14 protein-coding genes are annotated in these 23,751 nt (G+C 39.3%); 6 read left to right on the top strand and 8 right to left on the bottom strand.

The genetic code is table 11. The features are described 5' to 3' along the window. Positions 1-181 precede the first annotated feature (181 nt). Both AC2VNP_RS08495 and AC2VNP_RS08490 read left to right on the top strand, forming a co-directional pair. Positions 182-4,669, top strand: coding sequence for a glutamate synthase-related protein (locus AC2VNP_RS08495; RefSeq protein WP_486916907.1), 4,488 nt, complete (start codon positions 182-184; stop codon positions 4,667-4,669). 422 nt (positions 4,670-5,091) lie between these two features. Then, complete coding sequence (locus tag AC2VNP_RS08490) at positions 5,092-6,174, top strand: FUSC family protein (protein WP_486916906.1); 1,083 nt, start codon at positions 5,092-5,094, stop codon at positions 6,172-6,174. A 102-nt stretch (positions 6,175-6,276) separates the two neighbouring features. On the opposite strand, the gene AC2VNP_RS08485 is transcribed toward AC2VNP_RS08490, so the two are convergent. From AC2VNP_RS08485 to AC2VNP_RS08465, 5 genes are all read right to left on the bottom strand, one after another. Beyond that, positions 6,277-12,879, bottom strand: coding sequence for a pullulanase (locus AC2VNP_RS08485; RefSeq protein WP_486916905.1), 6,603 nt, complete (start codon positions 12,877-12,879; stop codon positions 6,277-6,279). A 498-nt stretch (positions 12,880-13,377) separates the two neighbouring features. Beyond that, positions 13,378-15,123, bottom strand: coding sequence for an ABC transporter ATP-binding protein (locus tag AC2VNP_RS08480; RefSeq protein WP_486916917.1), 1,746 nt, complete (start codon positions 15,121-15,123; stop codon positions 13,378-13,380). 615 nt (positions 15,124-15,738) lie between these two features. Further along, positions 15,739-16,269, bottom strand: a complete 531-nt coding sequence (gene ntdP / locus AC2VNP_RS08475) for a nucleoside tri-diphosphate phosphatase (protein WP_486916904.1) — start codon at positions 16,267-16,269, stop codon at positions 15,739-15,741. 18 nt (positions 16,270-16,287) lie between these two features. Further along, positions 16,288-16,743, bottom strand: a complete 456-nt coding sequence (locus AC2VNP_RS08470; protein ID WP_486916903.1) for a DUF3939 domain-containing protein — start codon at positions 16,741-16,743, stop codon at positions 16,288-16,290. A gap of 685 nt (positions 16,744-17,428) precedes the next feature. Beyond that, on the bottom strand, positions 17,429-17,623 hold the full coding sequence (locus AC2VNP_RS08465) for a gamma-type small acid-soluble spore protein (RefSeq protein WP_486916902.1): 195 nt from the start codon (positions 17,621-17,623) through the stop codon (positions 17,429-17,431). A gap of 169 nt (positions 17,624-17,792) precedes the next feature. Here AC2VNP_RS08465 and AC2VNP_RS08460 point away from each other — a divergent pair, with 169 nt between their 5' ends. The 4 genes from AC2VNP_RS08460 to AC2VNP_RS08445 all read left to right on the top strand — a co-directional run bounded on the left by AC2VNP_RS08460 (position 17,793) and on the right by AC2VNP_RS08445 (position 20,849). Next, entirely contained in the window at positions 17,793-18,014 is a 222-nt protein-coding gene (locus AC2VNP_RS08460; RefSeq protein ID WP_275119472.1) for a cytosolic protein, read from the top strand. A 187-nt stretch (positions 18,015-18,201) separates the two neighbouring features. Beyond that, on the top strand, positions 18,202-19,353 hold the full coding sequence (locus AC2VNP_RS08455) for an LL-diaminopimelate aminotransferase (protein WP_486916901.1): 1,152 nt from the start codon (positions 18,202-18,204) through the stop codon (positions 19,351-19,353). Positions 19,354-19,365: 12 nt separating this feature from the next. After that, on the top strand, positions 19,366-20,328 hold the full coding sequence (locus AC2VNP_RS08450) for an NADPH:quinone reductase (RefSeq protein WP_486916900.1): 963 nt from the start codon (positions 19,366-19,368) through the stop codon (positions 20,326-20,328). 185 nt (positions 20,329-20,513) lie between these two features. Then, positions 20,514-20,849, top strand: coding sequence for a hypothetical protein (locus AC2VNP_RS08445; RefSeq protein ID WP_486916899.1), 336 nt, complete (start codon positions 20,514-20,516; stop codon positions 20,847-20,849). A 161-nt stretch (positions 20,850-21,010) separates the two neighbouring features. Here the strand turns inward: AC2VNP_RS08445 and AC2VNP_RS08440 are convergent, their stop codons facing one another. The 3 genes from AC2VNP_RS08440 to AC2VNP_RS08430 are packed head-to-tail and all read right to left on the bottom strand — an operon-like array spanning position 21,011 to position 23,736. Beyond that, positions 21,011-21,541, bottom strand: a complete 531-nt coding sequence (locus AC2VNP_RS08440) for a chromate transporter (protein WP_275119468.1) — start codon at positions 21,539-21,541, stop codon at positions 21,011-21,013. A 2-nt stretch (positions 21,542-21,543) separates the two neighbouring features. Beyond that, positions 21,544-22,104: a chromate transporter gene (locus tag AC2VNP_RS08435; protein ID WP_486916898.1), complete on the bottom strand. Its 561-nt coding sequence runs from the start codon at positions 22,102-22,104 to the stop codon at positions 21,544-21,546. 18 nt (positions 22,105-22,122) lie between these two features. Next, the gene (locus AC2VNP_RS08430) at positions 22,123-23,736 is read right to left on the bottom strand and encodes a gamma-glutamyltransferase family protein (RefSeq protein WP_486916897.1); all 1,614 of its coding nucleotides are present in this window, start codon (positions 23,734-23,736) and stop codon (positions 22,123-22,125) included. Positions 23,737-23,751: the final 15 nt, after the last annotated feature.

Genomic DNA, 23,751 nt, shown 5'->3' with positions numbered 1-23,751 from the left:
AGAAGGCTGTTCGAAAAGTTCACAAACAGAAGAACGAACGCGGAACTAATTTCTTGAGCACATTTGAATTTTTTTATACATTTTTGTAAGGTTTTATTACATGATTACACACTGCTTGCAAACTTTTCGAACATGCACTTTCAACCTTAGGAGGTGAAGGTCAGATATTCTGACCAGTTAAATGGAAAAAACATGGAGCCCGAGTACATTTAAAAATTTTAACACAATTGAACATGACAGCTGTGGGATTGTATCTGTCATGGAAAAAGCAAAAAAACCGACGAAAAAGAACATCGATGACTGTATTGACGCTTTAGTTAAGATGAACCACCGTGCTGGTTTTATTAATGATGAAGGCGATGGAGTCGGAATTCATATCGATATCCCTAAGACGTTATGGGAACAAAAGTTGTCAGCTGCTAATGCAGACAGCAGTCTCGTTGACCGACCTGATTTTGTTGTTGGACATTTATTCATTGATAAAAAAGTAGATACCGAAGCAGCAAAAGAACGAATTCGTAACTTAGTTGGAAAACATGAATTTAATCTTGTCTTTGAAACGGATCAAGTGACAAACAGCGATGCGTTAGGCCCATTAGGTCGTAAAGAAGAACCGGTATTCTTCCAGGTTGCCTTACTCCCTAATTTTGACGTGTCTAAGTTAAACCTAGCAATCTATAATTTAATGCTTGAGATTGAAGAGGATACTAGTATCCACGTCGCTTCTTTAAGTAATTATTATGCTATTTACAAGGTAATGGGCGCCGGAGATGTCCTACCTCGTTATTATGATGACTTAGCTAGTCCACTCGTTGCTTCTGCTATGACGCTTGGACATAACCGTTATTCAACAAATACATTATCTACATTTTTCCGTGTGCAGCCATTCAGCGTCATTGGACATAATGGTGAAATTAATACGATTGCCAAGCTAAGAGATGAAGCCCGAATGATCGATGTTCCTCTTGTAGATGGTGCATCTGATTCGCAAGACTTAAACCGTGTGATTGAGACGATGATTTATAGACATGGTTATAGCTTGTTTGAAGTATTAGATATTTTATTCCCTCCGATCATCAATGAAATTAAAGCATTACCTGAACATCTACAAGATTTATATACTTATATTAGAGAAGCTTGGGGACACTTTGCTCAAGGTCCAGCAGGGATTATTTCTCGTTTTGGTGATGAAGCTGCATTTAGTGTCGATGCCCTTGGTCTTCGTCCCGTTTGGATGATCGAGAATGAAACGTCTTATTATTTCGCTTCAGAACAAGGAATTATCTCCTCTTCAGAATTCGTATCAGAGCCAAAACCTTTAGCGCCGGGTGAAAAAGTCGGACTGAAATGGAATGAGGATGATACGTTATCCGTGTACTTCCAAGATGAGTACCAAGAAGAAGTGTACCAACGTCTAAATAAGCGATTAAATACGGCAGGTAGTCACGACAGACTGAACCCTCCAGCACTTGAAACAAACAATAAAGTATCAAGCTTACCGTTAAAAGTAACGAATAACCATTACGCTGCTTTTGGATGGGATCGTGAACACATTCAAATGGTCGAGCAAATGGCGGAAAAAGGTGTTGAACCGATTCGTTCATTAGGTCATGATGCACCGTTAGCAGCACTGCATCAAGGCCGCAAAAACATTGCTGATTTTATTAAAGAAAGTGTTGCTGTTGTTACAAATCCAGCGATCGACCGTGACCGTGAAATGGAGCACTTTTCTACGCGTGTTATTTTAGGAAAACGCCCTTCACTTTTTGATCATGAAGAAGGTCATACAAATTTAGAACTTACTTCACCTATCATCGTTGAAGGTGAAGCTGGAGTTTATTTAACAGCACAAACAGCACACCCATCCTATGAACAAATCGTTAATTACTACACAAACCTTGGAAGCAGTCACGTATTATCAGCAACATTTACAGAGTCAGAAACAGTAGATAAAGCATTAGATCGTCTGGTCCAAGAAGCAGCAGAAGCTGTTCAAAACGGCAAAGAGCTGATTGTTATTGACGATGCAAAATCACATGTCGACGGGAATCTATGGCTTGACCCTCACCTTGTGACTTCTGCAATCGACCAAGGATTAACAGAAAAGCAAATTCGCCGTAACTGCTCTTTAGTAATCCGTTCGGCTTCCATCCGAAGTTTACATGATATCGCTGTTCTTTTCGGCTTAGGTGCAGACGTTATTAACCCATATTTACTGATTGCAACGGTTTGTGGTGATACAAATGAGCCTGTACTTAAAGTAACTGAAGCATTAAATAAAGGGCTAGAAAAAGTAATCTCGACAATTGGTATTCACGAGCTGCGCGGGTATGGACGCCTATTCTCAGCAATTGGTCTGAATAATGAAGTATCTGATGTCCTTAACATCGTTAACTTCCTTGGTTCGGACGAATTAAGCTATAACTTTGAAGAAATGAAAAAAGACGCTTTAGATCGCGTTGAAGATTTCGCGAGTGACAAAGCACGAGCTGGGAAATCATTCCACTTCTTCCCTCGTATCTGGAAAGCAATTGGTGATATTGCATCTGGTTCAGGAGAATACAGTCAATATAGTCAAAAATTAAAAGATCAAGAAGAAAGCAATCCAATTTCTATTCGTCACTTGGCTGATATTAAAGAAACTGATCAAAAGGTTGAAGCTGAAAAAGTTAATGTAGGAGTTAACAAACACAGCCTTCCTTTCATTATCAGCTCAATGTCTTTCGGTTCGCAAAACGAAATTGCTTTTAGAGCGTATGCTGAAGCGGCGGACCGTTTGAACATGATCAGCTTCAACGGTGAGGGTGGAGAAATTAAAGATATGCTCGGTAAATATCCGAACACACGCGGACAACAAGTTGCTTCGGGACGTTTCGGAGTCAATGCTGAGCTCATTAACTCTACTAATCTAATCGAAATAAAAATTGGTCAAGGAGCTAAGCCTGGAGAAGGCGGACATTTACCAGGTTCAAAAGTAACAGCGAAAGTTGCTGCTGCTCGTAATGCTACTCTAGGTTCCGATTTAATTTCACCGTCAAATAACCATGATATCTATTCGATTGAAGATTTAGCGCAAATGGTTACTGAAATTAAGACAGCAAATGACCAAGCGAAAGTGTGTGTTAAAGTTCCTGTCGTTCCTAACATCGGGACCATCGCAGTAGGTATTGCAAAAGCTGGTGCTGACTACATCACCCTCAGTGGTTTTGACGGCGGTACAGGTGCAGCCCGTGTTCATGCCCTTCAACACGTTGGTCTTCCAGTTGAAATTGGTATCAAGGCAGCACATAACGCTTTAGTAGAGTCTGGCCTCCGTCATAAAGTTGAGCTTTGGGCAGACGGCGGTATGCGCAGTGCACTTGACGTTGTGAAAATTATGCTGCTTGGTGCTAACCGTGTTGGATTCGGTACACTAGCAATGATCGCTGTTGGTTGTACAACATGTCGTGGCTGTCACTTAGACACATGTCACGTTGGTATCGCAACACAAATTGAATCTGAAGCTCAAGCGAAAGAACACGGTCTACGCCGTTTCGTTCCTCGTCAATTCGATAACGCTGTTCAAGGACTAATGAACTTATTTACAGCGTTTGGTAAAGAGCTGCAAGTTTTAACGGGTGCACTTGGCTTTGAAAATACACAAGATTTAGTCGGACGTTCTGACTTGCTAGAGCAAACACGCGGTACAAACTTAATGGATTTAAGCAACATGTTACAAGTCGTTGCTGCGCAAGATGTTCCAATGTTACCGCAACTTGAAGTTGCTGCTTCTTCTGAAGAAAATCAACTTGCTGTGGCTGCTGGTGCAGAATACCTTGACTACAATGTAGAAGATCTAAATAAATCTCGAGAATTCTCAGGCGTAACTGCTGAGCAGCGAATTCTTGGAAGCCGCGTCTCTTGTCACCGTGTAAGAGGTCACTTAGATGGCTCTTATCGCAACCTTCCAGAAGTTAAGTTGAGCTTTAAAGACGGCTCAATTCCTGGAAATGGTCTTGGTGCTTATAACAGTGAAGGAATTGCTATCCATGTTGATGGCGGTGCTCAAGATGGGATTGGTAAAACATCTTTCGGTGGTCAAATGATGATCTTTAAAGCCAAAGGAAAAGATGGGAAATTCTATAATGGATCTGTTGGTAAAGGAGCAGGTTATGGTGCACAACAAGGTGTATTCATGTTCCAAGGAAATGCCGATGCCCGTGCTGGTATTCGTCTATCAGGAGCTGACATGATTTTCGGTGGTCGCCTGACAAAACCTTTAAAAGAAAACCACTACGCTAATCTTGGAGTTAATGCGAACCTTAAAGGCTTTGCATTTGAGTATATGACGAACGGACGTGGGGTTGTTTTAGGTGATCCAGGTCCATGGATTTGTGCGGGTATGACAGGTGGAGTGGTTTACCTTCGCCATCAGCCTGAACTTGGCTTAACGACAAAAGCGTTACAAGCGCGTATCGCAAAAGGTGCTAAAGTTGAGCTTCAACCGCTAGCTGAAGCTGGAAAAGAAGACTTAAATGAACTATTAGGTCTTTATCAAGATCGTTTAACGGAGTACGGTCAAACAGAAGAAGCTGCTTTAGTCGCTGAACTTCTAAAAGACTTAGAAACCAATTTCATGCAAGTCATTCCAGTTAAACAACAAGCAGACCCATCTGTTTCAACTGAGTAAAAAGTTCAATCGCCCTCTTTCCTTTGAGGGCGATTTTTCTTTAAGCTTTTTTCTCAATCCATGTATCTAGTACCTGATCCAAAACATGTTACATAAGAAAGAAACGGACTCACAGGCCCTTATTTCTACATAAAACATACTTTTGGAGTGCTAAGCGGACTGAGAGGCCTCTATTATCTAATCTATGTGCCGATTTACACTGATTTTAAGCAACTAGCGTCCTTTGAGTCCGCTAAATCAAAAAAATGGAGCATCCACTTCATATAGAGGCCTCTGAGTCCGCATAATAAGAAGTATTAATTAAAATTATGTTAACATTATATAAGTTTGTCTTTTCTACTTGATTATTATTTGGTTAGGGTGTATATTACGTCATTGTCTTAGTTTTATTATGCTTGTAGGCATGAAAGGATCATACGACTATGAAATTAGGTGCAAGAATTTTTAAAACTGGCTTGGCTATCATTTTATCGTTATATATTGCGATCTGGATTGGTCTCGAGAACCCGTCCTACGCTGCCCTAGCCGCAACATTTGCGGTTCAACCGTCTATCCATCGATCGTTTCAAACGATACTTGAACAAATACAAGCAAATATTATCGGGGCCGTCCTTGCTGTCATCTTTGTTCTTACATTCGGCCCTGATCCATTTGTCGTTGGATTGGTAACCGTCATTGCCATTGCTATTATTATAAAATTAAAGCTAGAGGCTTCTACAATTCCATTAGCGATCGTAACTATCATTATTATTATGGAAAGTCCAGTCGATAACTTTATTGAGTTTGCTTCATTTCGTTTTTTACTCATACTAATCGGTGTATTTTCTGCCTTTATCGTTAACCTTGTGTTTATCCCACCGCGTTACGAAACCAAACTGTACCATCAAGTCGTGGAATATACAGAACAAACTATTCAATGGACGATATTGCTATTGGCACGAGATGCAGATCATAAAGCGATGCGTAAAGACCTTTCAATCCTGCACGAGAAAATGGTAAAGCTCGAAAACCTCTTTCTCTTATATAAAGAAGAACGAAATTACTTTATAAAAAACAAATACAGTAAAGCTCGTAAAGTGGTTTTATTTAAACAAATGATTTTAAGCAGTCAAAAGATCTCAACCATTTTAAAAAACATCGAACGTCGTGAGAATGAACTGTTTCATATGCCAGAAAATCTTCAGGAACTCATTAAAGATCAATTAAGACGTTTAACCGATTATCATAATCGAATACTACTCAGGTATGCTGGAAAAGTAAACTCTCAACCAAGCCCTGAAGTATTAGAGGAAATTGATGAAGGTAAAACTAACTTAATGGAAAGCTACTTGGAGTTATATGAGCAAGCTGAAATTAGTAAAGAAGAATGGCTTCACCTTCTCCCTATCATTTCTCATATCATGGAATACGAAGAAAAACTCGAGCATTTAGATCATCTCGTCGACAGTTTCTTTACGTATCATAAAGACGATAATAAAGTACTGGTTCAAAAAGAAGAAGAATAATTCAGCTCAGTATAAGAAAACCAGCAGACACAAGCGTGCCTGCTGGTTTTTTACTTTATAATTTAAATTCCTGTCAATCAATAGGCGCTATGAACTTAATGATTACTGGTAATTAAAATTCATTTGCCAAGGAGATGGATTAAAGAATGCTGGTAACACTCCGTTTGCCGCACCTTTACCGTTTGCTGGAGGAAACGTGTCCTTACCACTATTCATTCTCGGGTGAGTAGCACCATCATTTGACTTTTTAGGGGAATGACCTGGATTTCCTTTTCCTTGCTTATTGTTGTCCTTCCCTTTGTCATTTCCTTGGCTATTTCCTTTTCCTTTTTCCTTACCTTTTCCTTTGCCAGGATGAGTTGGTTCTTCAACCTCTTCATCACTGATCTTAACAACAACAGCTGTTAAAGCATCTAGTGTAATATGGTCAGCAGAAAGGTTAAAACCATTAGGCTCAGTGACTTCTGTAGTACCTGCTTCATTACCGTCAACAATGACACTACCTTCTGTAAGATCAATATCTGCTAATGTAAGTGTACGTTCCTTACTATCAGCATTTACGAACACGTAGTACGTCTCAGATCCATTAGAAGAAACGGTTTGATAGCCGATAATTAAATCTCTCTCATTCATTTCTGGAGCATTAATTAACGAGACATTCGCATTTACTTCGTCCATCGTACCTAATCTAAAGGCATCGCTCGAACGACGCAGTTCAATTAAACCAGTTGTATACTCACGAGTTAAATTATTAATTGGGTACTTTTCTGCATTTGTTGCCATTTCCCAATCAATCATATTAATTCGGTCTGAAGAATCATACGAATCATGGATGAAGTACGGGTAAACAAATGGCTTACCATTTTCATCTGTCATATAAGTTGATTTGTACGGCGCTTCTGACGTTTCAGCTCTAAACTGTTTCGTACGTCCAAACTCTTGTCCAGCATGGATAAAGGCTGTTCCTTGAGCAGTTAAAACCATTAAGTTCCCTAAACGAATTCTCTGATGAATTTCTTCTTGATGGAACTCAGGGTCTTTTTTAATTGATTGCGCAATTACATCATGTAACGTTAAGTTATCATGTGCTTCAATATAAGGAACGACATCTCCAGGGTGGGTTGCAACAAAATTATGCGGGTTTGCTGCAACGTTATCAAAGATTTGCTGAATGCTTCTTGCACCACCTGTAATGAAACGAGGCTGACCTTCACTACCAAAACCAGATTTTAATTCATTACGGAAATCATCAGAGAATACTCCGACACTTTCTGTATGTTGCATCCAGTCTTGGTCCGCTGCCATTACAGGATCTCCCTCATCACCAACAAACGTTCTCCAACCTTCACCAATCATAATAATGTTCGGATTCAGTTCTTTTGCTCGATCATAAGCGATCTGAATACTTTCTGCATCATGGTCGCCCATCATATCAAAGCGGAACCCGTCTACTTTAAACTCATCGACCCAATATAAAATCGAATCAACTAAAATTCTACGTGCCATTTCATGCGTTGTCCCTAAACGACCACCACCAAAACTCGTTCTCGGTGTACCATCCGCATCCATAAAGTGATAATAGTTAGGAACTAAATCTTCGAAAATATCAACGCGCGCTGTGTGGTTGTAAACCACATCAAGTACAACTCCCATACCACGGCTATGAATTTCATCAATTAACATTTTGAACTCTTCAATTCGTTTTTCCGGGTTATCCGGATTTTCTGAGTACATGCCCGTAAGTGAGAAGTAACTATGTGGGTCATAGCCCCAGTTGTAATTGTTACCTGTTGATGAATACTCCATCTCTCTAATGGTTCTTTCCCATTCATTACCGAAGAAATAGCTCATTACTGGTAAAAGCTGAATGTGCGTCACACCTAAAGCTTCAATATAATCGAGCTTATCAATTAACGCTTTAAACGTACCGAAATCGGCCTTTAATTGTTTTTCAATGCTTGGATCAGATGTAAAATCTCTTACATGCACTTCGTAAATGATCGCATCTTCTCGTTTTTCAAAGCCATCAATGTTAGCAAAATCTAACGCAGGTCCAACAGAAGAAGGATCTACTATCGCCGCTTTTCCTATAGAGTATTTGCCACCCTTTTCTGGATTTGCCCAAGTTGCCATTGACTTCGCATAAGGATCAAGCGCTAGTTTCGTTTCATCCCCATGTGTAATTGCATAATGATAATAGAAACCTCTTAAGCTATCTTTTCCTGTGTTCTCTTTGTTTAACGTGACTTGCCATACTCCACGATCACCTAACGTCATCGGGATGTCTTCTTTTACTACTTTAAATTGATCTTTGTTATCATAAAGAACAATTGAAACATTATCTGCTTTCGGTGACCAAAGCTTTAACGTCGCTGTTCCATCTTCATGTAACGTTGCTCCTAACTCACCGTCATAACTAAACATCTCATCGATCATTCTCCAACCACCAGCAACTGTAATCGTACGTTCACCATATGTGATCGTGAATGGAAGAACCTCTAAGTCAAATGCTCCATTTAGCTCAACGATACTATCGTCTTTAATCGAAATGCCATCAATATTTACCACTTGATCATTACGATCTACTACTTCGATCTCTTCTTTCAAATCTGCTTCTACTAATCCTTCTGTTTTAGAAAAACGAAGTTGGATTTTCGAGTCAGATAGCACTTCACCTGAGAGTAATGTAACCGGAATCGAACCGAATGGGTTAGTATACACTTGGTCGTCACCGTCTTTAATAAAAATTTGATTGTATTCTAGTTGTGAGAACTTGTAATCACCTGTTTGTGCACCACTTGCTTTATTAACAAAAAGGAAACCAATTTCTTTTGCTGCCTCTGTTAATTTCACATCATAGTAAGCACCGTACTTACCTACACCTGCTGCATCTACTGCATCACTTGGCCAAGTACTTGAAGGAGAAGCTACATCTCCCCATAACCACGTGCCCCAGCCGTCGTAGTTTTTATCTGTTCTTTCATAGTGGATACGTAGTGTGTTTTCTGGAAGCTCAATAGGCTCGACGATAAATACTTGATCTGAACCTTGTTTAATCCAAACTTCATTGATTTCTGGAGAGAAGAGTTCGACTAGTTTATCATCGCCGTCTTTATCACCGTTCTTCGTATTTAATACGAGAAAACCGATCTTTTGAGCATCCCTTTTAATTGGAATATCCACATAGGCTCCATATGATGTACGTTGACCTTCTACAAAAGGAGTTCCTCCAGCTGGCCAGTTTTCAGAAGGTGATGCCACATCATGCCATAACCATAAACCTAAATCTTTAAAGTTATTGTCTGTTCGTTGATAGTGGATACGAAGTGTATCGTTTGCGATTGGCGGAACTGTAATTTCGCTCTCGTCATCTTTTTCACTAGATACGATGACAAAAGTACCTCCGTCTTCACGCCCTGGAAGAGTTAATGTAACTGTCTTATCACTACCAACAGTCAGTGTCGTGTTGTTATAAACGTCTACTACCGTTTCTCCTGCTTTAAAAGGAACTGCAATCGTTACTTCTGCTGCCTCTTTTTTTGTATTAATTCCTACTAGGGCTGTTTCGCCTTCATAACTTCTCTTAAAAATCATATGACCTGAAGCATTATTACCTTTAACTAGTTCATGACTACCTTTTGAGAATACTTGTGAATAATCTCCACGAATATTAAGTAGTTTTTGATAATGTTCATGAACATCGTTTCCTTCTACTTCATCCCACGGGAAGTTGTAACGATTATCATAATGCGGCCAGTTATCCTTGCCAGATAACCCTAGTTCTTCACCGTAGTAAATGACCGGTTGACCTTTAGACGTAATTTGCAGTGCTGCCGCTACTTTCAACTTACTAGTATCCTGGTCATTGATAAGATGTAGGAAACCATCCTCATCGTGACTTCCTAAAAATTGTCCTAACGTTGCACTGTTGTTAATGCTGTCATTTCTGTCTTTAATTCTTCGATTCACCGACTCGATTTGCCCGTTTACTAAGTCACGTGCAATATATTTAAAATCAAAGTCTAATAGAGAGTCCATCATTCCTGAATTTAAATATTGTTCGGTATATTGATTATTCGCCCCTGCCCCCCATGCTTCACCAATCATCTTAAATTCAGGCTTAGCAAGTGTTAATTCGTTTTTAAAGTGCATCCAAGTCGTATCTTCAACATGCTTGACGGTATCGACACGGAAATAATCAATTGTATTTCCATTAGGTGTGGTGGCTTTTTGTAACCAACCTACTTGCCAATCGACGATTTGCTCACGAACAGCTGGGTCCTCCGTAATCAAATCAGGAAGTCCTGCAAGTTCACCAGTTACTGCATCACCGCCGCCACCATCTTGACGAAGCATGTCTGCATACTTTTGACGGTCTTCATCTGAAGGAAAACCATTCGGCGGGTTCTTTTCATTCCCATTTTCCAGTTTTAATCCGTAACCTGTATGGTTTAATACGACGTCAACCATGATCTTAATGCCACGATCACTAGCAGCATCAATTAACTCATGGAAATCTGCTAACGTTCCTAAATGTGGGTTAAGCTTTTCAAAATCTAATGCCCAGTAACCGTGATACCCGTAATAAGGGATCGCTGCATTAGAGTCATTGTAAGCGACGTTATGATAGACATTTTCTACAATCGGTGTAATCCAAATAGTATTGATTCCTAAATTATCAAGGTAATCTAGATTACTAGTAATTCCTTTGAAATCCCCGCCTTGATAAGATCCTCGATTGTTTGGATCATACCCGTAATGAACATTATTTGTTTCATCGCCATCAGCAAAACGGTCTGTCAGCATAAAGTAAATACGAGCTTCATCCCAATCAAAGTCACCTTCGTTTAAGAACTCACGAGGCTCGATATGAACTTCCGTTTCTCCACTATGGGTATTCCCATATACATCGACTACTGTAATTGGCAAGGTCTTCGTACCAGCAGATACATTGTCTCTTACAGCAATCGTAATCGCTTTCAATTCTGGATCAATTGTTGTACGTTTTTTCCCACCTAGAGTAGAAAGATCAACATACATTTCTCTAATTGCTTCAAGATTAGCATCGTTACCATCTTGATCTTTAACCTCTAAAGCTAGTACTGCATTTTGATTATAGTTAATCGAGTTTGGTGTTACTTCTGTCGTTATTTCTATTGTGACCGACGAAAGATCAATCATTGATTTTCCATCCGCATTGGTGTTATAAGGATCAGTAATTTCTGTCGTAACACCATCTTTTGTTACGAGATACGTATACTCATACGTTCCTTCTTCGAGATTTTCATATGTGAAGATAAAACGCTCATTCTTTTCTTCAAAAGTCATATCATGAACTTTTCCATCAAGCTTCACTTGTACAGAGTCAATCGTGTTCATTGCATCCTGTTTATAAAGATCAGCATCACGATAGAAGAAAGTTACATTACCTTGTTCGATAGAAGGAGCTTGCGCGAAAGGAACCGTAAAGAATTCTAATTTACCTTCTTTTACGTAAACTTTCGTCAGCTTTTCAGTCGGACTAATTTGGATCGAGCGGTCTTCATCTACATCAACGACACTCCAGTCTGTGCCTTTACGTAGTTTAAAGCCCATGTTCCTTGTTGTTTTTCCAACTTCAATATTCGCAGTCGCGACATCACTTACTTCATCAAAGTCAATTTGGCCATTTTTGGCACCTGTATTCCAAACCCAAATATTCCAATCAGTATAATCTTTGTTTTCTCTTTCGTAAACAAAACGTACAGTTGGAGGTTGATAAGGATCCGCTGTCAAGCTTGGTTTCTCATAGTAGACTTGGTCATCTCCTTGAACTAACCATACTTCCACCTGGCTTTCACCTTGAGGCATCTTAATGGTTCTGCGCATTTCTTCGCTTTCCCAATTGCCAAGTCTAGTGATGACAGAAATCTCATCTTGCACAAACTGATATGAGCCTTGGGCAAACTCACCATCTAAAGCTTGGAAATCATAAGCAGCGCCATTTAGTCCTGCTCCAAAAATCCACATATTCCAATCTATTGCCTTGCCATCATGACGATAGTAGTTAATGATAAATTCATTTAAACCACTAACGATTGTGACTTCTCTTTCGGACACATAGCCATCATGTTCCGCCTGAATTCTAAACGTTTTTCCAGCTTCAGCATCACTTGCAACGGTTAAAACATTACCTGTTAATTCAACACCTTCAACCGATGTAACTAATGACCAGTTTGGAGTTACTTCAGTAGTTCCTCCAACTTCATCGATAAAGCTTCCTTTTAAGGTTGTTTCACTACCTTGTTCTAAAGAGCTAGGAATTTGATCTACCTTAACCCCTGGTACGTAAAGAATGGAATTTCCACCTTCACTGTGAGGGTTTAATGGATCAATGAAGTCACCCTCATCCCAATTTTGAGCTAATGTATATTTGTATTCGTATTTATTAGGACTTAAGTTTAACGTTGTAGAAAAAATGCCATTTTGCTTTTTCATAAGAACTGCGTTTGCAACGTCCCACTCATTAATACTTCCAACTACATAAAGGTTGTCCCCCTCGTGTTCAGCATTAAAAGTAACGTTCCCTTTTTTGTCGACTACCGGGCTTTTTATTGTGTCATTTGTCCCTGCAGCAACCGCTGGAAACGCTCCAGTTAAAAGGCTGAATACCATTAGGAAAACTAAAAAGATAGAAATACTTCTTTGTTTTTTCCTTTTAACCATTATTTCTACTCCCCTTCCTCATTATGTAAAAACGTTTGCACAAATTAAAGATAAAAAAAGTTAAGGAATACTCAAAATTCCATAACACAAATGCAAGCGCTTTCCTTATTTAAAAGTTACTATGAAAACCCCTTTTAAACAATGACCAAAAAGATAGACTTTTTTATTAATAGTTGGTAGAGCTTAAATACTATTAAATCGACTGAATCAATAGTATGACTAGTCTATAACGCCCTCTATTTTGTATTTTATTTCCAAACTTTATAAACTTATTAACTTTTTTGCCACTAACAATAAAATGACATTGTTTCATTGAAAGTTTTTTACCTAAGAAAGGGTGATTTTTTTTAGCATTGCGCAAGTGTTTGCGCAATGCGTGCAACAAGTAGAAATTTGTCTTCTAAAAAAAATAAAAGAAGCCATAATCGGCTTCTTCAATTTCAATTCCTTTTTTTTACTTCAAGCTCTAGTTACTATAATTTAAAGATCATGTTCTTTCTAGTTCAACTGCTGGACTTCAAAAAGCCGTTTGTAGCTTCCGTCCTTTTTCATTAGCTCATCATGTGTACCGATTTCAGCAATTCTTCCATCCTCTACAACGACAATTCGGTCAGCATGAGTAATCGTAGACAGTCGATGGGCCACAATAAATGTCGTCCGGTTTTTTGCTAAGATTTCTAAAGCTTCTTGAATGTAGTGTTCACTTTCTAGGTCGAGTGCTGATGTGGCTTCATCGAATATTAATATAGGTGGATTTTTTAGAAAAACTCTCGCAATTGCAATCCGTTGTTTTTGCCCGCCTGACAGCTTAACTCCTCGTTCACCTACTTCAGTATCGTATCCATTAGGTAAATTCATAATAAAATCATGGGCATTAGCTGCCATAGCTGCAGCGATGACTTCATCGTCGAAAGCACTCGGATTTCCCATCAAAATATTCATCTTTATTGTGTCACTAAACAGGATATTATCTTGCAACACCATGCCTATTTTATCTCGAATACTTTGAACTTCGTAATTTCGAATATCATAACCGTCAATTTCAATGGAACCTTCTGTTACATCATAAAATCTCGGTATTAAACTAATGATTGTACTTTTACCCCCGCCACTCATTCCAACGAAGGCGATCGTCTCTCCAGCTTTTACTTCCAAATTAAAATCTTTTATAACTGTTAAACTGTCTTCATCATAACGGAAGGTTACATTTTTAAAAGAAATATCGCCCTTTACATATTTTAGAGGCTTAGCATTTTCAAGATCTACAATGTCATACTTCTCATCTAAAAATTCAAATACACGGTCCATTGAAGCAATCGATTGAGTTAACGTAGTCGAAGAATTAACAAGTCTTCTAAGAGGATTATACAAGCGCTCCATATACATCACAAAAGCCACCATCGCTCCAATTTCTAACCGTCCAGTGATGACAAAATAACCCGAAACAAGTATGACAAGAAGCGGCGCAACGTCCGTTATCGTGTTAACCACCGCAAAGGTCTTCGCATTCCAGCGAGTATGATCAAGGGCTCTCTCGAGAAAGTGTCCATTTCGATTTGCAAACTGCTCTTTCTCGTAATTTTCTAAAGCAAAGCTTTTAATTACATTCATGCCCTGAATTCTCTCATGAAGGTGACCTTGAACTTCGGCTAACGCTTGAGAGCGTACCCGTGTTAAGTGCCTTAAACGAGAGTAGAAATATTTAATTGAGAAACCATAAAACGGGAACATACATATCGCAACTAACGTTAACCATGGGCTCATTGTAAACATGATCGCCAGTGCTATTAATATAGTAAATAAATCAAGCCAAATATTCATCAAGCCTGTGATGACGAAGTTTTTTGTTTGCTCAACATCATGAATGACTCTCGAGATAATTTCCCCGACTTTTCGGTTGGAATAGTAACGGAGACTTAATTTTTGAATATGTGAAAACAGTTTTTTACGGATATCATATAATACTTTACTTCCAATCCATTGCGCATAGTATTGACGATAGTACTCAATGGGCGGCCGCACAACTACGAAAACGAAGAACATAATACCCATTAACCAAAGTAATTTTGTGATTTTTTCATCTTGTAATAATGTTTCCGCTAATACAATGTCATCAATAACATACTTTACAATTAGCGGTGTTAAAAGCGGTATCCCAAATTTAAAGATGCCGATACAAACAGCAACTACAACAATCTTCCAATACGGCTTTACAAATTTTAAATATCTTCTTATAGAGGTCAGATCGATCCCCCCATATATTCATTATGTTTACGTGCTGAAGTAAAGTCAGGTGTTTTGGTGCTAGTTCCAGCATTAGCATTTAACCTTGTTAATGGTAGCCTTGCTATGGCTAGGCGAAAGCCCGACAATCCCGAAACTTCTGTTTTTACACTAGCTCATTTTTTAACGGACTCAGAGGACCTTATTCTAACAAAATAGCCTTTGTTTTAGGGTTTAGTGGACTCAGAGGACCTTATTTTCAATAAAAACACGAAGAAACCACCCGAAAATGGTAAATAAGAGCTTCTCAGTCCTATAAACTAATCAATTAACAGCTTTTAATCGAAATAACGGCCTCTGAGTCCGCCATTTCAATCCTGTAGGCCAAAAAGGAAAAAGCAAAAAACCTTTGAAGATTTCTAGCTCTAGGCACCTTCCTGCTCAATCGCCTGCCACTAAGCCTTTTTTCCTTCAACGCTTAAAGTGGGCATCTTAGTGCCAGCTAAACCATGATAAAAAAGGCAGACTCAATGACAAGTATCTGTTACACCTTATTAAGATGTACAGAGTGTCACCCTTTTATGGGACACCCTATATATCACAATATGAGGAGAACAGATACTTATGAGTCAGCCTCTATAGCCGATATTGTAAAAAGCGCTCGTACCACATTTCAACGAATTGAGGTGCAAATGGCCCCTTGCGTTGATGGATCCATGAGATGAGCTCTTCTACATTTCGCTCTAGTATATGATCGATTTGGTCAGGGTATTTCATTTGCTTTCGATGCACTTCGTATTCATCTTCATCTAAAAGCTTATACGTCATATCAGGATAAACTTTAATATCTAGATCATAATCAATATACTTTAACGCTTCTTCATCCCATGTAAAAGGGGAGCCTAAATTGCAGTAATAGTAAATCCCGTCGGATCTGATCATACCAATTGTATTAAACCAATGATTTGCATCAAAATAACATATAGCCGGCTCACGTGTCCGCCACTGGCGACCATCTGCTTCCTTAACTAAAATACGGTCATTACCACCAATTACTACTTTTGACGTCCCCTTTAGTACCACAGTTTCTTCCCAGACGCGATGAATGAAGCCATTATGCTTGTAACTCTGGATTTGAATAACACTTCCAGTCTTGGGGAAATCCATGGATTACTCCTTTCTCGCTTACTGATTTGGACGCCGGTGTGTAACTAAACGGTCGTTAGGATCGATATATAACGGGTAATCTGGCTGCTCATGATGTATATATTCCTTAATTAGAAAGTAACTAATTCGAAATGTTGGATCTCCAGGCATAACCGGGATCTCATTTTTCTCGCTTATATATTGATCGACAGCAATTTGTACTTTATCAATTGTTTTTGCCTTTTCAGCGTCTTCAAATACTTCAAACGTCTCTTTTGACATGTAAAATTTTTGCTTAGGTATGCCTTTTAGAATATTTTTTAGTAATTTAAAGTTAATGGAATGATCCTCGTTCACTAACGATCGTAACGAAATTCCCATTGGCATATCACTTGCACATTGCTTGATTGCCTGTCTTACTTCATCAATTGAAACATCAATCTCTTGTTGATTTCTTTCTTCTTCCTCCTTTTTACGTTTCCTTTTCCAGAACATACGTTTTCTCCTTCCCCCTAAGAAAACTATCAAAACGGTTCACTGTTTACGCCACAAAAAAGTTTTATCTATATTATTATACATTTTTCAAATTTATTTTAAAATGAATAACCATTTTTTTCTTTCCGATTTGCTTTGAAGAAATAACTTTTAGACCAAATTGCTTGATTAGACGGGGTGGGAGTGAGGCTGGTTGATACGGTTTGAAACGGTGCTGATCGACCTTATTATGTAAAAGCAAGCTTCAAGCGAGGTTTAGGACAAGAATTTTACTTATAATGGTAAAAAAACAACCTAAGTACGCATTTAGACCTCATAATTACTAGGATGTGGAAAATAATTGATCTAAATCCCTGTTTAGTACGAAAATATTACATTTATTGTAAATTATTTAATCTAAATATCTTTTTAGATGATTGTTATTACATTTATTGTAAATTATTTAACCTAAGTATCTGTTTAGATAATAATTATTACATTTACTGTAAGTTTATAAATCTAAATATATGCCTAGCTAATAATTAATACATTTAATGGTATTTACTTTAATTAAACTCATTCATGGACCTCTTCATCAGCATTCATCCAGTAAATGGTTTATGCCATAAAAAACATTTCCACCCACTTAAACATAAAAAAGGCACTTTCTGAACGTCTCTCAGAAAGTGCCTGGCGTCAATAATAATTATTGACCTTGTTGGTTTGAAGAAGCTTGTTGCTTACGTGCCGCTGATTGCTGGTTTTGCTGACGTACTTCTTGTACATCAGTTTCACTAGCAAATTCAGTGTTGTAGCTTTGCCCTTGAGCTGAAGCAGCGTTTTGCTGTCTCACCTGTTGAGCGTTTGTTTTTGAAGCTTGGTTTTGTTGGTTGTTATTCATGAGTATCACCTCCACAGAAGTTAGATTGTCCTGAACTTTAACACTTTATCCAAAAAAAATTTTACAAAAAAATGAAGTTTCTCCACCAACTATTCAATCCGTTGTCAAGCATAAGACGAGGGCTGCTCACAAACACTATAAGTATCATTAAATAAGGGGGACACTCTGTATGTACGTAGGACGTGACATGACTGAACTCTCAATGATGTCTAAGACAGATTGGTCTGATAAGGAATTGGCTTATTTTCATAAAAGCTTACAGCAAATGACTCCATATTTAAATTCTGAAGGAGTTACCATTCATCGTGAAATCATAAAAGAAATCGAACATAGAGGCGGTTTTAAACAAGAAGCTGATTATGAGCATGGCAGTCAAATTCATTATGATTAATTGAACTTCTACCGTAATGAAAGAGGACACAGGGTGCAAATTGTGTCCTCTTTCTTAATGCTCTTCTCCCCAAGCTCATCACTTAAAAAGAGGGCAGAAATTTCAATTCAATTCAACCATATAAATAGGCAAACCCTATAATTTCCGATAGAATATTCTGTAAAGGAATGTTTTGGAGGAGGATACAATGATTAACCCTTCACGGAGATTAGACCATTTAACTACAAGTGTTTTTTCTGAAATGGCTGAACGGAAAAGAGAGAAACTGAGTCAAGGCATAGACATGATTGATTTAAGTATCGGCAGTCCTGATCAGCCGCCGCCAGAAAGTGTACGAAAAATTTTTGCTGAAGAAGTACTTCGTGACCATTCTTATCAATATGCGATCAATAGCACACAAACGTTTAATGAAGCCGTCGTTTATTTTTATAAAGAAAGATATGGGGTTGAAGTTCAACCGTCCAGTGTTCTTCAACTCATGGGCTCGCAAGATGGTTTAGCTCATATCGCTTTAGCTTACTTAGATGAAGGGGATGTAATCATTGTCCCTGACCCAGGGTATCCGATTTATTCAGCTTGTGCACATATTGCTGGTGCTGAATTATATTATGTTTCTTTAACGGAAGAAAACCAGTTTATGCCGGACCTTGAAGCAATTCCAGCTGATATTAGAAAACGGGCAAAGCTAATGATTACAAACTATCCTGGGAACCCAACGTCTGCCTTGGCAGATAAATGCTATTTTGAGAAATTAATTCAATTTGGTTCTGATCATAATATTTTAATCCTGCATGATTTTGCTTACTCTGAGCTTCTTTTTGATGGAAGAGAACCATTAAGTATTTTCTCGATTCCAGGAGCTGAAAAAACAGCCATTGAGTTTAATTCCTTATCGAAAAGTTTTAATATGGCTGGAGCAAGAATAGGATACGTAATCGGTGATCCAAGCTTTCTTCAACCACTTGCTGTGTTAAAATCACATCTAGACTATGGCGTATTTTTACCTGTCCAGCATGCTGCAGTGGAAGCTTTAACAGGAGACTTTACTTTTCTAGACGAACATTGTCAAACCTATGAACGACGCCGTAATGTTTTAATTCAGGCACTTAATGAAATTGGTTGGACCGTCCGTCGGCCCGATGGCGGTATGTTTGTGTGGGCTAAGGTTCCTCCTCACTATTCTTCCATGTCGTTTTCGCTCGCTGCATTAGATGCTGGCGTTGTTGTGACACCAGGAAATGCATTTGGTACCGGTGGAGAAGGATATGTACGGATTGCCTTAGTACAAAATGAAGAAAAATTAAAAGAAGCAGCCCAACGGCTAAAAACTATTTTATAGGAGGGAATAATAATGAAAGCAGTAGCTTATCAGAAACATGGCGGACCAGAAGTTCTTGAAATAATAGAGGTTGAAAAACCATCGCCACAACCAGGTGAGGTATTAGTAAAAGTAGGCGCAAGCGGCGTGAATCCAGTTGATACATATTTTCGATCAGGGGTCCGTCCCGTCGACCAATTTCCATATATCCCGCATTTTGACTTAGGTGGAACGATTGTTGAAATAGGACCCAATGTAACGAAGTGGAAAGTCGGTGACCGTGTTTGGGGAACAAATATTAAAGGAACGGCAGCTGAATTTGTCTCGGTAACAGAAGATAAGGTATTTCCACTTGCAAGTCATCTCAGTGAAGAAGACGGTGCTGCTTTATCCATGGCTTTTGTAACTGCCTATTTATCTTTGTTTAACCGGGCAAAATTAAGTGCCGGCGAGACTGTACTGATTTACGGGGCTGCTGGCGCGGTTGGAAATGCTGCTGTTCAGCTTGCCAAACAACACGGGGCTAATGTGATTGCAACCGCAAGTTCTGCTGAAAAAGCAACCATTGCGAGTAATGCTGGTGCTGATAAAGTGGTGCTCTATAATGAAACAAATTTAGTCGATGAGGTGAATGCATGGACGAACAACGAAGGCGTTCCCGTCATTTTGGATGTTTCATTAAGTGAGAACATGGAGACTAATTTTGAAGTCTTAGCAAACGGGGGCCGAATTGTTACGATTGGTTCACCGAAAAATAATACTCCGACATTACCGTGGCGCTATTTAAATATGAAAAATGCATCGTTAATAGGTGTACTATTATTTAAGGCTCCACCACATGAATTAAAAAGTGCGGGTGAAGAAATCTCAAGGCTTTTTGCTCAAAAGAAATTATCAACTCATATTGGTAAAGTGTTCGACTTCAAAGATGCCGCCAAAGCTCATGAAGCGATCGAAAGTAAAAGTTTTAGCGGAAATATTCTAATTAAGTTTTAAAATGTTTATAAACCCTCCCTCTTGCAAAACCTAACAAGAAAAGCGGAAGGCGCCTGCTTATCGGCGACAAGCGCTGAAGGACCAACAATAAGTGTCTTGCTCTTTAGACACATTTGATGATCCGAAGCGACCTCGATCCGATGGAGCCAGACATCTTATAAATAAGTTAAGGGGGAGTCTTTTTCATGGGAAAAGATATTTACTACGTCAATTTAAATCCAATTAGTATGGACAACATCAGTCGTACACCTGTCCATGACGGTCAGATGATTGAATATGAAATTGAGGCCACAGACGAACAATACCGAGACCTTCAAAAATTGTTACAAGAAGTTCAAGCTCACGACCTTGAAGCAGCTGACCTTTTTACGTTCAAACATTTTAATGAAGAGTTTACAGAAGCGGATCGACGTGAGACACAACGCGGGCTAAATCAAGTGTACCGTACCATTTATGAGCTCGGTACACCTAAGACAAAACAAGCATTAGAAGAAATCCATTTGATGGATAACGACGAGTAAGCATTCTTCCAACAAAATGCAGTACCTATTATTCAGTTCGACTATAAAAATAGAAAAGTCGCATGGTGATGTTTAAACTAAACAACACATGCGACCTTTTTCATTTAATAAAATTCTGAGTCAGCTGAAGCCAATTTAGGTTTGAACTTCTCGTAAGTGCCTTACCCTAAAAATACTGCGCCATATACTAATGCACCGGCTATGACAAGTGCGGGGTGTACCTTCCATTTTTCTAAAAGTAATAAACTAATAACAATGAGTAGACCTGTTTGCCATACTCCTGTTGCTTCGTAAGAAGAAGCAAAGAAGCGATATGCTAGTACACCTAATAATACAGCGATCGTTGGGCGGATGAGCATCGTCATTTTTTTTACTTTTGGTGAATGACGGAATTTGTATAGGAGGCTCAGTAATGCGATCATTAAGACAAGAGATGGTGCTACAGTAGCAAAGACACCGACAATCGCACCGAGTACTCCTCCTTGCTCATAACCAACGAAGCCTGCCATCTTTGTTGCAATTGGGCCTGGCAACGCGTTACCTAATGCTAACACTTCCCCAAACTCGTCAACAGTCATCCAACCATAACGATGAACGACTTCATGCTCAATGAGCGGAATGGAGGCTGGACCGCCGCCATAGCCGATAATCCCTGGAATAAAGAAGGCGATAAATATTTCAACATATATCATGGTTATGCCCCCTCCTTCTCACTAGATTTCTTCTTGCCGCCAACTAGTGCATAAGTGAGGAGAATAGCTATGACAATTCCAGGATGGATTCCTAAAAACTCAATGATAATTAAAGATATGATAACTAACGCTGATGTTTTTACCCAGCCAAGACCTTCTCTTCCTTTATCAAAAAATTGCCAAGTTAAAACAGCCATCATTACACCGACTACAGGAAGAACACCATGTGTCATGCCTTGAACCCAGGATTGATCTTTATATGCGGCTAAGGACGTTAAAAATACAATCATTAAGATAATGGTCGGAACAATGGATGCCATAAGTGCAGTTACCATGCCAATGTAGCCACCAACTCGGTATCCGATATAACCTGCCATTTTCGTTGCAATCGGCCCTGGCAGTGTATTACCAATGGCAAGGATGTCTCCAAATTCGTCATTATCCATCCACTGATATCGCTCGACAACCTCTTTTTGAACGAGAGGGATAGACGCAGGTCCACCCCCGTAACCAAAAATCCCGACTCTAAAAAACGCAATAAATAATTCCCACTGTAATTTCATGTTGGATTTCCTTTCTATTTACCAGACAGCAATTGCACCATCTGTTCGCATCTCGGTTCCACCTGCTAAAACCCCGGTTTTAGGATCACGCCAAATAATTTGTCCTCTGCCAAAGCTGCCGGAATGAGGTGCAATCTGAACTTGATGCCCTTTTGCGGCTAACGCTTGGACAAGATGACTCGGCATCGATTGCTCTACTAATACAGTCTTGTCCTTCATCCACTGCCAACGCGGTGCATCTAAAGCAGCTTGAGGGTTTAATTTAAAATCAATTGTATTCATAACCACTTGCATATGACCTTGTGGTTGCATAAATCCTCCCATTACTCCAAACGGACCGACAGCTTCATTATCTTTTGTTAAGAAGCCAGGAATAATGGTATGGAACGTCTTTTTATTTGGTGCAAGAGCGTTATCATGGTTTGGATCCATCGAAAAGTTATGACCACGGTTTTGCAGTCCAATTCCAGTGCCAGGTACCACAAGACCCGATCCAAAGCCCATGTAATTACTTTGAATGAACGAAACCATATTTCCTTCTTCATCGGCTGTTGCTAGATATACTGTTCCACCTCGAGGTGGTTCTCCGGCTTCAGGTAATAAAGCCTCATCTCCGATTAGGTCCCTTCTTGCTTTTGTATACTCTTCAGATAACAGCTTGTCCACTGTTGTTTTCATATGCTTCGGTTCAGTAATATACTTCATGCCATCGACAAACGCTAATTTCATTGCCTCTATTTGCTTATGTAATGTGTCCACACTATCGCGATGAGAAAACTCATACCCTTTTGCGATATTTAACGCCATCAGTGCGACGAGTCCTTGACCGCTCGGCGGAATTTCCCATACGTCGTAGCCGCGGTAGTTCACACCAATAGGATCAACCCACTCAGGCTTATAGTTTTGTAAATCTTCTTTACGTAAAAAACCGCCATATTGTTTCGAGAACGCATCAATCTTATCAGCAAGTTCACCTTCATAAAAATCTTTTGCATTCGTTTCAGCAATGGCTCTTAGCGTATCAGCGTGACCTTTCGATGACCAAACTTCGCCTACTTCCGGTGGCTTGCCACCTGGTGCGAACGTTTCAAACCAATGTTTGAATTCATCGCCATTTAATTGTTTTTTGTAGCTGTTATAAGCACCTTTCCAGAAATAAGCTAACACTGGAGACAACGGATAGCCGTTTTCTGCATACTCAATCGCTGGCTGAAGTACTTCTTTTAAAGGTAATTTCCCGAACTTTTCCGATAATTCCGCCCACGCTGCAGGTACACCTGGGACCGTAACCGGAATCCAACCAAATTTCGGAATTTCTTCATGTCCTTTTTCTTTAACTGCCTCGATAGAAATGGAGCTTGGTGACGGCCCATTTGCATTTAACCCGTGTAATTTTCCCTTGGTCCAGACGAGTGCAAATGCATCCCCACCAATTCCATTGGATGTAGGTTCCACTACTGTAAGACAAGCTGCTGTAGCGATTGCTGCATCAATTGCATTTCCACCTTTTTTCAAGATGTCTAGGCCTGCTTGGGCAGCAAGTGGTTGAGAAGTTGCCACCATTCCTTTTTTGCCGTATGTGACCATTCTCTGTGATGAGTATGGATACTCATTTCCTTTTTCTAATAGCATATAAATGCCCCCTTA

Source organism: Alkalihalobacterium sp. TH-98 (assembly GCF_057473385.1).
This window is presented reverse-complemented; position numbering and strand designations above follow the sequence as displayed.

What these genes read in the sequence shown, in the direction of transcription:
- AC2VNP_RS08495 (WP_486916907.1), top strand. Translation starts at nt 182, where the DNA reads ATGGAAAAAACATGGAGCCCGAGTACATTTAAAAATTTTAACACAATT.
- AC2VNP_RS08490 (WP_486916906.1), top strand. Translation starts at nt 5,092, where the DNA reads ATGAAATTAGGTGCAAGAATTTTTAAAACTGGCTTGGCTATCATTTTA.
- AC2VNP_RS08485 (WP_486916905.1), bottom strand. Translation starts at nt 12,879, where the DNA reads ATGGTTAAAAGGAAAAAACAAAGAAGTATTTCTATCTTTTTAGTTTTC.
- ntdP (WP_486916904.1), bottom strand. Translation starts at nt 16,269, where the DNA reads ATGGATTTCCCCAAGACTGGAAGTGTTATTCAAATCCAGAGTTACAAG.
- AC2VNP_RS08470 (WP_486916903.1), bottom strand. Translation starts at nt 16,743, where the DNA reads ATGTTCTGGAAAAGGAAACGTAAAAAGGAGGAAGAAGAAAGAAATCAA.
- AC2VNP_RS08465 (WP_486916902.1), bottom strand. Translation starts at nt 17,623, where the DNA reads ATGAATAACAACCAACAAAACCAAGCTTCAAAAACAAACGCTCAACAG.
- AC2VNP_RS08460 (WP_275119472.1), top strand. Translation starts at nt 17,793, where the DNA reads ATGTACGTAGGACGTGACATGACTGAACTCTCAATGATGTCTAAGACA.
- AC2VNP_RS08455 (WP_486916901.1), top strand. Translation starts at nt 18,202, where the DNA reads ATGATTAACCCTTCACGGAGATTAGACCATTTAACTACAAGTGTTTTT.
- AC2VNP_RS08450 (WP_486916900.1), top strand. Translation starts at nt 19,366, where the DNA reads ATGAAAGCAGTAGCTTATCAGAAACATGGCGGACCAGAAGTTCTTGAA.
- AC2VNP_RS08445 (WP_486916899.1), top strand. Translation starts at nt 20,514, where the DNA reads ATGGGAAAAGATATTTACTACGTCAATTTAAATCCAATTAGTATGGAC.
- AC2VNP_RS08440 (WP_275119468.1), bottom strand. Translation starts at nt 21,541, where the DNA reads ATGATATATGTTGAAATATTTATCGCCTTCTTTATTCCAGGGATTATC.
- AC2VNP_RS08435 (WP_486916898.1), bottom strand. Translation starts at nt 22,104, where the DNA reads ATGAAATTACAGTGGGAATTATTTATTGCGTTTTTTAGAGTCGGGATT.
- AC2VNP_RS08430 (WP_486916897.1), bottom strand. Translation starts at nt 23,736, where the DNA reads ATGCTATTAGAAAAAGGAAATGAGTATCCATACTCATCACAGAGAATG.